The 10,272-nt window shown below is 68.8% G+C and carries 12 protein-coding genes; 6 read left to right on the top strand and 6 right to left on the bottom strand.

The annotated features are described in order from the left end of the window. A partial coding sequence (locus ACFOSH_RS38195) for an MDR family MFS transporter (RefSeq protein WP_378245609.1) occupies window positions 1-1,436 on the top strand: 1,436 nt, incomplete at its 5' end. Here ACFOSH_RS38195 and ACFOSH_RS38190 read toward each other — a convergent pair. Then, window positions 1,433-2,323 (bottom strand): TIGR03854 family LLM class F420-dependent oxidoreductase, encoded by an 891-nt coding sequence (locus ACFOSH_RS38190; RefSeq protein WP_378245607.1) that lies wholly within the window; start codon window positions 2,321-2,323, stop codon window positions 1,433-1,435. The genes ACFOSH_RS38195 and ACFOSH_RS38190 overlap by 4 nt on opposite strands. Before the next feature lie 159 nt (window positions 2,324-2,482). On the opposite strand from ACFOSH_RS38190, the gene ACFOSH_RS38185 reads away from it, so the two are divergent. Then, complete coding sequence (locus tag ACFOSH_RS38185; protein ID WP_378245605.1) at window positions 2,483-3,229, top strand: thioesterase II family protein; 747 nt, start codon at window positions 2,483-2,485, stop codon at window positions 3,227-3,229. Window positions 3,230-3,232: 3 nt separating this feature from the next. Here ACFOSH_RS38185 and ACFOSH_RS38180 read toward each other — a convergent pair whose 3' ends face one another. Both ACFOSH_RS38180 and ACFOSH_RS38175 read right to left on the bottom strand, forming a co-directional pair. Next, on the bottom strand, window positions 3,233-3,664 hold the full coding sequence (locus ACFOSH_RS38180) for a DUF6292 family protein (RefSeq protein WP_378245603.1): 432 nt from the start codon (window positions 3,662-3,664) through the stop codon (window positions 3,233-3,235). Between the two features lie 100 nt (window positions 3,665-3,764). After that, window positions 3,765-4,208, bottom strand: coding sequence for a MarR family winged helix-turn-helix transcriptional regulator (locus ACFOSH_RS38175; protein WP_378245613.1), 444 nt, complete (start codon window positions 4,206-4,208; stop codon window positions 3,765-3,767). 115 nt (window positions 4,209-4,323) lie between these two features. On the opposite strand from ACFOSH_RS38175, the gene ACFOSH_RS38170 reads away from it, so the two are divergent. Together ACFOSH_RS38170 and ACFOSH_RS38165 are read left to right on the top strand one after the other, a co-directional pair. Further along, a complete protein-coding gene (locus ACFOSH_RS38170; RefSeq protein WP_378245601.1) occupies window positions 4,324-4,722 on the top strand; it encodes a DUF5313 domain-containing protein in 399 nt (132 codons plus the stop codon). Between the two features lie 76 nt (window positions 4,723-4,798). Continuing rightward, complete coding sequence (locus tag ACFOSH_RS38165; protein ID WP_378245599.1) at window positions 4,799-5,734, top strand: pseudouridine synthase; 936 nt, start codon at window positions 4,799-4,801, stop codon at window positions 5,732-5,734. A 417-nt stretch (window positions 5,735-6,151) separates the two neighbouring features. On the opposite strand, the gene ACFOSH_RS38160 is transcribed toward ACFOSH_RS38165, so the two are convergent. Next, window positions 6,152-6,757, bottom strand: coding sequence for a hypothetical protein (locus ACFOSH_RS38160; protein WP_378245597.1), 606 nt, complete (start codon window positions 6,755-6,757; stop codon window positions 6,152-6,154). 135 nt (window positions 6,758-6,892) lie between these two features. Here ACFOSH_RS38160 and ACFOSH_RS38155 point away from each other — a divergent pair, with 135 nt between their 5' ends. Further along, window positions 6,893-7,468: a hypothetical protein gene (locus ACFOSH_RS38155; RefSeq protein ID WP_378245595.1), complete on the top strand. Its 576-nt coding sequence runs from the start codon at window positions 6,893-6,895 to the stop codon at window positions 7,466-7,468. Here the strand turns inward: ACFOSH_RS38155 and ACFOSH_RS38150 are convergent. After that, on the bottom strand, window positions 7,440-8,219 hold the full coding sequence (locus ACFOSH_RS38150) for an alpha/beta fold hydrolase (protein WP_378245593.1): 780 nt from the start codon (window positions 8,217-8,219) through the stop codon (window positions 7,440-7,442). The two genes, ACFOSH_RS38155 and ACFOSH_RS38150, sit on opposite strands and share 29 nt — an antisense overlap. A 98-nt stretch (window positions 8,220-8,317) precedes the next feature. Here ACFOSH_RS38150 and ACFOSH_RS38145 point away from each other — a divergent pair, with 98 nt between their 5' ends. Further along, window positions 8,318-8,944 (top strand): alpha-ketoglutarate-dependent dioxygenase AlkB, encoded by a 627-nt coding sequence (locus tag ACFOSH_RS38145; RefSeq protein ID WP_378245591.1) that lies wholly within the window; start codon window positions 8,318-8,320, stop codon window positions 8,942-8,944. Between the two features lie 4 nt (window positions 8,945-8,948). Here the strand turns inward: ACFOSH_RS38145 and ACFOSH_RS38140 are convergent, their stop codons facing one another. After that, window positions 8,949-10,223 (bottom strand): cytochrome P450, encoded by a 1,275-nt coding sequence (locus ACFOSH_RS38140; RefSeq protein WP_378245589.1) that lies wholly within the window; start codon window positions 10,221-10,223, stop codon window positions 8,949-8,951. Window positions 10,224-10,272 lie beyond the last annotated feature (49 nt).

Below are 10,272 nucleotides of genomic sequence, written 5' to 3'. Positions count from 1 at the left end.
GTTCCGGCCTGATCGCCCTCGACTCGACCATCATCGCGACGGCGGTGCCCTCGGTGGTCGCCGACCTGGGCGGGTTCTCGCAGTTCCCGTGGCTGTTCTCGATCTATCTGCTGACCCAGGCGGTCACCGTCCCGCTGTACGGCAAGTTCGCCGACGTGCTCGGCAGGCGGCCGGTGATGTTCTTCGGGATCGCCGCGTTCCTGCTGGGTTCGGTGCTGTGCGGCGCGGCCTGGAGCATGCCGGTGCTGATCGCCGCCCGCGCGGTGCAGGGCATCGGCGCGGGCGCCATCCAGCCGATCGCGCTGACCATGGTCGGCGACATGTACACCGTCGAGGAACGCGCCAGGGTGCAGGGCTATCTCGCCAGCGTCTGGGCCATTTCGTCGGTGGTCGGTCCGACACTGGGCGGTGTCTTCGCCGAGTACCTCGACTGGCGCTGGATCTTCTTCATCAACCTGCCGCTCGGGGCGCTGGCGGCGTGGATGCTGTTCCGGAACTTCCGCGAGCGCGTCGAACGCCGCTCGCACCGCATCGACTACCTCGGCGCCACGCTGCTCACCCTCGGCTGTTCGCTGCTGATCCTCGGCCTGCTGGAGGGCGGGGTCGCCTGGGGCTGGGCGTCCGCGCCGAGCCTGGCGATCTTCGCCGGCGCGGTGTCGCTGCTGGTGGCGTTCGTGTTCGTGGAACGCCGGGCCGAGGAGCCGGTGCTGCCGCTGTGGATCTTCACCAAACGGACACTGATCGGCGGGAACCTGGTCGCCGTCGTCGTCGGCATGCTGCTGATGGGCCTCACCTCGTATCTGCCGACCTTCTCCCAAGGCGTACTCGGCACCGGCGCGCTCGTCGCCGGATTCGCCCTCGCCGCGCTGACCGTCGGCTGGCCGATCTCGGCGTCGCTGGCTGGCCGGATCTACATGCGGATCGGCTTCCGGGACACCGCGCTGATCGGCAGCGGGGCCGTCATCGCGGGCGCGGGGCTGACCGTGTTCCTGGCGGCGGGGTCGTCGATCTGGCTGGCGGCCGCGGCCGCGTTCGTCCTCGGGCTGGGGCTGGGCCTGACGTCGAGCCCGACGCTGATCGCCGTGCAGTCCACCATCGGCTGGGAACGCCGCGGCGTCGTCACCGCGACCAACATGTTCAGCCGCTCGCTGGGCAGCGCCGTCGGCGTGGCGATGTTCGGCGCGATCGCGAACGCCACCCTGGCGAACCGCTTCGCCAACCCACCCGCCGGGGTCTCCGGCCTGCCGTCCGGCGTCGACGCGACCAGTGTCGTCTTGGGTGGCAACGGCCCGGAAACCCCGACGACGACGTTCGTGCGTGGCGCCCTCGCGGACGCCACGCACCACGTCTTCCTGGCGATGCTGGTGGTGGCCGTGCTCAGCGTCGGCGCGCTGCTGCTGATGCCGCGGCGGACCGAAGAGCTGAAGTTCGACTAGTTCTGCATCGGGACGGCATGCTCGACGAAGTTCTCGACGAACCGCTCGATCGGCTCCGGTCCGGCCGGGTACAGCACGAACTTGCTCAGCCCGGCGTCGATGTACTCGGCGACCAGGTCGCGGGCGGCCTTCCAGCTGCCCGCGATCAGCCGGGAGGGGTCCGCGTCGGACCGTGCCGCGACCGAATCCGCGAGCGCGTCCGGGATCCCGCCCTCGGCGACGACGAGACTGATCCCGAAATGGTCGGCCTCGACCTCACGATCCGCCTCGGCGGCGGCCTTCTGGATCGCCTCGCGACCGGCGCGCGCTTCCTCCGGGGTGAGGAAACTGGCCAGCCAGCCGTCCGCGAGCCTGCCGACCCGCCGCAGCGCGCCGGGTGCCTTCCCGCCGAGCCAGAGGTCGAGCCGTTTGACCGGGCGCATTCCCAAGCCGACGCCCTCGACGCGGAAGAACTCGCCTTCGAAGGTCACCTCTTCCTGTTCCAGCAACGCCTTGATCAGCAGCAACGACTCGTCGAACACCGCGGCGCGACGGCCTTGCGGCACCGGGAAAAGCGGCAGTTCCGCCTCCCGGGCGGGCTTCAGGCCGAAGACCGGGAGCACCCTTTTCGGCGCGAGCGCGGCGAGTGAGGCGAGCTGTTTGGCGACGAGCACCGGGTCACGGCCGGGCAGCACCATCACGCCGGTGCCGACCTTGAGTTTCGAGGTGCGGGCGAGCGCGTGCGTCACTCCGACGACCGGGTCGATCCTGGGCGAGTACACCGCCTCGGGCAGCCAGAGCGAATCGACGCCCGCCTGCTCCAGCAGGTCGACCGCGGGGCCGAACTCCTCGGGCGCCGTCCCGGTCCCCAGCCCCGCGCCGAGCCGGATCTTCAGGTCCTCCGCCACACTCGCTCCCTTCCGCCAGGCCCTGGATATGGGCCGGTGTCCAGTGTTCCCATCCCGCCCCGGCGTGAACAACCCCGCACAGCCATGGACTCGCCCCGCGAATTCCCCGTACATTCGAGTGTCGCGGGGGTCGTTCCCGCATGGATTGGGGGATTTTCCATGGCAGGGCAGGCTCTCCGCGGCTGGACGCGGTGTTTCCACCCGGCGCCCGCGGCCGGGATGCGGCTCATCGCCTTCCCGCACGCCGGTGGCTCGGCGAGCGCGTACCGGCCGCTTTCGAAGGCCCTCTCGCCCACCATCGAGGTGCACACCGCCCAGTACCCGGGACGCCAGGACCGCATGGACGAGCCGGTCATCGACGATCTGCACGCCCTCTCCGAGCGCCTGGTGGACGTCGTCGCCGCGTTCCCGAAGCCCTTCGCCCTCTTCGGTCACAGCATGGGTGCCATCGTCGCTTTCGAGGTCGCCCGGCGGCTCGAAGCGCGCGGCCTCGTTCCGGCGGCCCTGTTCGTCTCGGCCCGCCGCGGCCCGGGAGTGTTCAAGGAAAAAGCGCACCACCTCGCCGACGACGACACCTTCCTCGCCGAAGTCAGCAGGCTCGGCGGCACCGACCCGTCGATCTTCGACGACCCGGACATCCGCGCGCTCGCGTTGCCCGCGCTGCGCGGTGACTACAAGGCCGTCGAGACCTACCGCTACCGGCCCGGTCCCGGCGTGACCTGCCCTGTCGTCGCGCTCGCCGGGGACGCGGACCCGGTCCTGGAGGTGCCGGACGTCGAAAACTGGCGCGAGCACACCACCGGCACCTTCGAGATGGACGTGTTCGAGGGCGGGCACTTCTTTCTCGACGACAACCTGGAAGCCGTCACCGCGCGCATCATCGGCAAATTGACCGTCAGCCCCTGAGGATCAGGCCCAGCCGGACAGTTCCTTGGCCAGCGCGGACGCTCCGCCGGCGGTGCGCAGCGTCGGCGCGCCGGGCCAGCAGTCCTGGTGCTCACCGGTACGCAGGCTTTCGGCGAACCGGGCCACGAGCCGCGGCTGCGACGCCACCGTCCGGCCGCCGAGATAGGCGACGACGACGTGGTGATCGTCGCCCGCGTGCGTCGCGACCGCGGCGGACCAGCCGTGCTCTTCGTGCCACATCAGATCGACGTCGCGCTCGGGGAAGCCGGGAAGGCGCCAGTTCAGCCTCATCCGGGCGGTGACCGGGCCGGTGAGGTCCGCCGTGCACGAATCCATCCGTATACCCAGTGCCGCTGCCACGTCCTCCAGATAGGCGTTCAGCCTGGTCATGAGATCCAGACCTGCTTCCGTGGGCGCGGGGGTCGAGGTGGTCACGGTCCCTCAGCTTCCTGTCACATTGAGTTGGCGTGACGGGAATTACCCACCCTGGCGCGGCTTCACACCCCCATTTCGTCACGCCACGGTTGCGGTTCGCTCAAGCCGTGGCTTCGATGACCCGCGTCAGGACCTTGTGCAGCGCCTCCAGCTCGGAGACCTCCATTCCGAGCTTCTCCACGACGCGGTACGGGATCTTTTCCGCCTCCGCGCGCAAGGCGCGACCGGATTCCGTCAGCTCGACCGTCAGCAGCCGCTCGTCCTCGGAACTGCGCCTGCGAGTGACGTAACCGATCGTCTCCAGCCTCTTGAGCAGCGGTGACAGCGTCGCGGGTTCGGCACGCAGAGCGACGCTCAGGTCCTTCACCGCCTGCGGCCCCCGCTCCCACAGCGCCAGCATGACCAGGTACTGCGGATGGGTGAGCCCGTGCGGCTCCAGCAACGGGCGATAGATGGCGATGACGCTGCGCGAAGCGACCGACAGCGCGAAACACACCTGACGCTCCAGCGCGAGCGGATCCTCGCCCAGATCGATCGACTTCATCTCCGGCCCCTCCGAGTTCATGCCGCGAATCCTAGCCGTGGCGTGCACGACACTAATGATTAGCGTGCTAATCATTAGTGTACTGTGGCAGACATCGACGGAAGGGAGTCGTCCGATGCCCCGCAAGCGCCCGGATGTGTTCCGCTGGCTGTGGTACTCACTCGGCGGCAGGCTGCCCGAGCGCTACCACGACTGGATCCTCCATGACGCGACCACCGAAAGCTGGCGCTGGCGGCACGTCGCCCGCAGTACGGTGATGATCGCCCCGCTCTGCGCGGTGTGGCTGCTCCTGCCCGGCCCGCTCCCCCTGCGGCTGGCGATCGTGCTGATGGCCGCGCTCGTGGCGTACTTCTACTCGATGGCCTACATGGAGGAGAGCATCGAACACCGGCTCGCCAAGAACGGCTTCCCGCCGGGCACCGGCCGCCGGACCCGCGCCGAGGCCATCGCGGTCGCGGAGGCTGAGATCACCGAGCGATACCTCGCTCGGTATCGGGACCAAGCGGGCGCCTGACCCCACTCCTTCGCGGTGCCGCCGTCAGCCGCCCGCGACCAGGCCGGATGAGCCCCCGCGGCTAGAGTGCGCGGTGATGAGACGCAAGCTCCGCCCGCCGCTCCCGCCCCGTCACGGGCTCGATCCCGCGCGGCTCAAAATGCCCGCCGAGGGACCTTGGACGACGTTGCGGGAGCATCTCGTCGAGCGGCTTCCCCGGGTCGCGCCCGAGCGGATCGAGGAGATGCTCCGCGAGGAACGCGTCGTCGGACAGGACGGGCCGCTGGGCGTCGATTCGCCGTTCGTGCCGGACTCGTTCATCTGGTTCCATCGCGATCTGCCCGACGAGGTCGAAGTCCCGTTCGAGGTCTCGGTCGTGCACCGCGACGAACATTTCCTGATCGCCGACAAACCGCATTTCCTCGCGACGATCCCACGCGGACGGCACATCCTGCAGACCGCGCTGGTCCGCCTCCGCCGCGAACTCGATCTTCCGGCGCTCATCCCCGCGCACCGGCTCGACCGGGTCACCGCGGGACTCATCCTGTTCGTGATCACCCCCGAAGTCCGCGGCAAGTACCAGACGATGTTCCGGGATCGCTTGGTACACAAGGAATACGAGGCGATCGCGCGCCATGATCCGAGCGTCACGATGCCGTGCGAGATCAGCAGCCGCATCGTCAAGGAACGCGGGGTCATCGCCGCGCAGGAGGTCGACGGGCCGCCCAACGCCGAAACCCGCGTCGAGTTGATCGAGCACCGCGAGGGGCTCGGCCGCTACCGCCTGCTCCCCGCGACCGGCCGCACCCATCAGCTCAGGCTGCACATGAGCGGCCTCGGGTTGCCGATCCTCGGCGACGACTTCTACCCGGACCTGACCGAAACCCCGCTCGACGACTTCACCGAACCCTTGCAACTGCTGGCGAAGGTCCTCGAGTTCACCGATCCGGTCACCGGCGAACGCCGCCGGTTCGAAAGCGGGCGGACCCTCGAAGCGTGGACGGACCTCGACGCGTGGCGCCGAGGTCCGTGACGCCCCATCCCGTGATGGACGGGCCGGTATTTGCCTACCCACCGCGGACCTGCGCGAAGGTGGAGATTCAGTGTGCCGGGGTCGACGATGCAGGAATTGGGACGTTGAGCCAGATTCTTACATCGTCGCGCGAGTCACTCTGGTCTCGAACCTTGATCAGGTACCGGTCACGACCCGTGGCAAACGACCGAGCGTGGAGGATTCGGGACGTTGAATGTCCCGAATCCTCCACGCTCGACCGGCTCGGTGACGTCGCTCGTTTGAAGTCCGTGAAGGCCTCCTTCCCTCGGCTCAGCCGAGGGAACTCGACCTTCACCCCTTGACCAAGGAGGTCCTGGCTCGTGAGTGGTAAGGACGGTGAGAACGACACGCCACTCACGACCACCGGCACCGGCCACTCACCGGACTCCGGCAGGCTCACTTCCGCCAGAACTTGATCCCGCTCCACGTCACCTTGACCGGGCCGGCGCCACTGGCCGTCCGGTAGGCGCCGAACTTGTCGTAGTAGCTGCCGCCGCTGCTGCTCACGGTCTGCTTCAGCGAACCGTTGATGTACACCTTGTGCGTGCTCCCGACCTGGTGCACGGTGTTGACCCGCACCGACGTCCCGACGGTCGCGCCGCTCCCCAGCGTCTCCCCGCCGTGGACCGCGTAGAGCCGCCCGCCGCGTTCGACCGCGAGCATGAAATACGGCCCGGCGGTCGGCGCGTCGCGGAAGGTCTGTTTCAGGCTGATCCGGGTGCCCGCCATGCTGGCGATCCGGAACGAACCCTCGAACTGCCGGGTCCCGCCGGTGTAGGTCACGTAGCGCCGTTCCGCCCGCTGATCCCCGCTTCCAGTGGAACAGGTCAGTTCGAAGTTGAGCCCGTCGACCGCGCCGCACCCGCGTTCCTGGACGTTGAACGAGGGATTCTCCGCCGTCCACGGGCCCGTTCCGACCTGGGCGCTCGCCGGCATCGCCGACGCCACCAGGCCGAGGACGGCCACCGCGGCCACCCCGGCGGTCCGAAGTCGTCTCCGCATCCTGCCTCCTGCACACTCAGGGCGGCGGTGGTCCAGACCAGGACCAGGCTGCGACTGTACGAGCACGAACCGTCATCGGACAAGATGTTGACGCTCCGGCGTCCCGCTGATTGGGTAACGACGGTGATCCTCTCCATGACGGTCCTCGAAGGACTGGCCGCCGGGACGATCGACCTGACCTTCCGGCGCTGGTCGAAGCAGAACGTCCACCCGGGTGACGTCATGCGCCTGGAGGCCGGGGTGATCGAGGTCGACTCGGTCGAGATCGTCGACCCCGCCACCATCACCGATGCCGACGCCCGCCGTTCCGGAGCGGACTCGGCGAACGCGGTCCGCGGGACCCTGCGCGGCCCTTCGGACGCTCCGGTGTACCGCGTCCGCCTGCGCTATCTCGGCCCCGATCCCCGGCAGGCGCTCAGCGCGGCGGCCGAACTGTCCGCAAAGGACGCCGAAGCGATCCGCAAGCGACTGTCCAAGATGGACAGAAAGCGCTCGTGGACCCACGAGACCTTGCGGCTCATCGCCGACAACCCCGGACGCCGGGCCCAGGAGCTTGCCGATCTTCTCGGCCGCGAGAAGGAGCCGTTGAAGGTCGACATCCGCAAGCTCAAGGATCTCGGCCTGACGCTCAGCCTCGAAGTCGGCTACCGGATCTCCCCGCGCGGCGCGGCCTACCTGAGCCTCACCGAGGATCCCGGTAGAACGCGCTGAGTTCCGGCATGAGCCGCTCCGGCGGGACACTGTGGAATTCGCCGTCCAGCGCGACCTGCCTCGCTCCCGGGATCGCCTTCGCGGTGGCGAGTGCGGCGGCCTTCAGCCACTCCGTGCTGCCGTTGCTGTTCACCACGAGGACGGGCGTCGCGATCGACGCCAGCTCGGCGGGCACTTTCGAATCGCCCATCACGAAAGCGTCATAGACGAGTGTGGGCGCGTAGGACCGGAGTTCGGCCCACATCGGCGTCGCCTTGGCCTCGGCGACGGCCTCCGCCGGTGTGCCGACGGCGGACATCGTGAACAGCGCGACGGCGTCGTCCCATCGATCGGCCGCGACCAGGTCGCGCATCTCTTCGGCGTAACCCTCGGGGACGTCTTCCGTTTCGCCGCGATACGGCGACTCGAAGACCGAGAGCCGCGCCATCGGCACTCCCGCCGCGGCGGCGAGGAGGGCCAGCGCGCCACCGGAGGAGATGCCGTGCACGATCACCGGCTCGCCGATCGCGGCGACGACGGCGGCGAGGTCTTCGATCTCGCGTTCGACCGCGTACGGCGCGGTGTCCCCGCTGTCGCCCCTGCCGCGGCGGTCGTAGGTCACCACGGAGTGCTCGGCCACGAACTCCGCGACCAGCGGTTCGTCGCCGAGCCGGTCGTTGCCGGCGCCCGCGACGATCACCACCACCGGCCCCTCGCCACGTCGTTCGAACGCGATCGGCGTTCCGTCCGCGGACTTGACTGTGTCGATCATGGGACCATCGTGCCCGGCGTCGTCGCCGGACGCAGGTCATTTATCCCAGTCGAACACGCGTTCGACAAATGATCGAAAACGGGGTAGGTTCGGTTGCCATGACACCCGCGCTTCAAGCCTCGCTGTTCGACGAGTGCGCCGCTCTCGAGCTCGGCTCGCTCGGCGGGCTCCGGCGCACCGAGCTGTCCCGGGGTGCCTGGATCGACGTGCTGCCGGGCTGGCTCGCCGGCGCGGACGAGCTGTTCACCCGGCTCGCCGAAGACGTGCCCTGGCAAGCCGAACGACGGCAGATGTACGACCGCGTCGTCGCCGTCCCCCGGCTGCTGAGCTACTACCGCGACGGAATGCCGCTCCCCCACCCGATCCTCACCGAGGCTCGGGAGAGCCTCTCCGCGCACTACTCGGACGAGCTCGGCGAGCCGTTCGTGACCTCCGGCCTGTGCTTCTACCGGGACGGGCGTGACAGCGTCGCCTGGCACGGCGACGACACAGGCCGCTCGCGCACCGAGGACACCATGGTCGCGATCGTCTCGGTCGGCGCCGCCCGGCAGCTGGCGCTGCGCCCGCGTGGCGGTGGTGAAACCATCCGGCACGCCCTCGGCCACGGCGACCTGATCGTCATGGGCGGCAGCTGCCAGCGGACCTGGGAACACGCCGTCCCCAAGACCGCCAAACCCGTCGGGCCGAGGATCAGCGTCCAGTTCCGCCCGAGAGGAGTCGCCTGAGATTTCAGTCCAGCAGCACGGGAAGCGCGTCGACGCCGTAGACGATCGAGACCTTCCGGAAGCCCACCTCGTCCGGTTCGATCGCCAGCCGCATCTCCGGGAACCGGCGCACCAGCGCGGGATACGCGGTGCGCAGTTCCATCCTGGCCAGTTCGGCGCCGATGCACCGGTGGATGCCCCAGCCGAAGGCGAGGTGCGACGTCGGCTCACGGGTCGCGTCGAACTCCTCCATGTCCTCGCCCAGGACGCCGTCGCGGTTCGCGACGTTGAGCGAGCACAGGACGATGTCGCCCTTCGCGATCCGGACGCCGGCGATCTCCATGTCCTCCTTGGCGAAGCGAGGGAAGGCCATCTGCACGACCGTCAGGTACCGCAGCAGTTCCTCGACGAACTTGTGGACGGCGTCGTCATCACCACGGATGGTCTCGAACAGCGAACGGTCCTTCAGCAGCACGAGCGCGCCGAGCGCGAGCATGCTCGCCGTGGTCTCCAGCCCGCCGGTGAGCACACCGTCGGCGAGGCCGGCCAGTTCGCGGTCGTCGATCTCGTCGCCGTGCTCCTTGATGAGCATGCCGAGCAGGCCGTCGCCCGGGTTCTCGCGTTGCTTCTTGACGATGTCGTCCAGATAGGACAGTGACTCCGTCATCGCGCCGAGTGACGCCCCGGCGCCACCGAAAAGATCGAAGCGCGCGGTGCTCAGCCGCTGGAAGTCGTCACGGTCCTCGTACGGGACACCCAGCAGCTCGCAGATCGTCAGCGACGGGATCGGCAGGGCGAAGGCCTCCCACAGGTCGACAGGACCGTCCGTCTTCGCCATCGCGTCGAGCTGATCGGCGACGATCTCGTCGATCCGAGGCGCCAGCCGTGACAGCCGTCGCATGGTGAACTCCGGCGTGAGCAGGCGCCGCAGCCTGGTGTGCACCGGCGGATCGGCGAACCCGAGCCCGCCGGGGTTCTGATCCTCGGTCACGCCCGCGTTCCCGACCAGGTTGGTGAAGTCGCTGCTGAACTCGGTCACCTTGCCGAGCACGGCCTTGGCCTCGTCGTAGCCGGTGACCAGCCAGCCGTTCATCCCGAACGGCAGCTCCAGCTTGCTGATCGGCTCCTTCGCGCGGATCCGGCCCAGTTCGGGCACCGGGTCGAGATCGTCGCGTTTGAGCGGCAACAGCACGTTGTCCGGGATGATCGACATCTTGGACAGGTCGAAACCGTTCTTCTGCTGACGCGCGAGGTAGCGGCGGCCGATCCACGCCAGCACGCGCGAGCGAATGCTCCCCATACCCCGCACCCTACTCCAGCCACCGACCAGCTGACCTGGCACAACAGGC

The sequence above is a fragment of the Amycolatopsis speibonae genome, assembly GCF_042647925.1.
Taxonomy (GTDB): domain Bacteria; phylum Actinomycetota; class Actinomycetes; order Mycobacteriales; family Pseudonocardiaceae; genus Amycolatopsis; species Amycolatopsis speibonae.
Note: the sequence above shows the minus strand (reverse complement) of the source record. Positions and strands in the feature narration are given on the sequence as shown.

Excerpts from the sequence above, each read along its gene's own strand:
- ACFOSH_RS38185 (WP_378245605.1), top strand. The coding sequence starts at position 2,483 with ATGGCAGGGCAGGCTCTCCGCGGCTGGACGCGGTGTTTCCACCCGGCG.
- ACFOSH_RS38175 (WP_378245613.1), bottom strand. The coding sequence starts at position 4,208 with ATGAAGTCGATCGATCTGGGCGAGGATCCGCTCGCGCTGGAGCGTCAG.
- ACFOSH_RS38170 (WP_378245601.1), top strand. The coding sequence starts at position 4,324 with ATGCCCCGCAAGCGCCCGGATGTGTTCCGCTGGCTGTGGTACTCACTC.
- ACFOSH_RS38165 (WP_378245599.1), top strand. The coding sequence starts at position 4,799 with ATGAGACGCAAGCTCCGCCCGCCGCTCCCGCCCCGTCACGGGCTCGAT.
- ACFOSH_RS38160 (WP_378245597.1), bottom strand. The coding sequence starts at position 6,757 with ATGCGGAGACGACTTCGGACCGCCGGGGTGGCCGCGGTGGCCGTCCTC.
- ACFOSH_RS38155 (WP_378245595.1), top strand. The coding sequence starts at position 6,893 with ATGACGGTCCTCGAAGGACTGGCCGCCGGGACGATCGACCTGACCTTC.
- ACFOSH_RS38150 (WP_378245593.1), bottom strand. The coding sequence starts at position 8,219 with ATGATCGACACAGTCAAGTCCGCGGACGGAACGCCGATCGCGTTCGAA.
- ACFOSH_RS38145 (WP_378245591.1), top strand. The coding sequence starts at position 8,318 with ATGACACCCGCGCTTCAAGCCTCGCTGTTCGACGAGTGCGCCGCTCTC.
- ACFOSH_RS38140 (WP_378245589.1), bottom strand. The coding sequence starts at position 10,223 with ATGGGGAGCATTCGCTCGCGCGTGCTGGCGTGGATCGGCCGCCGCTAC.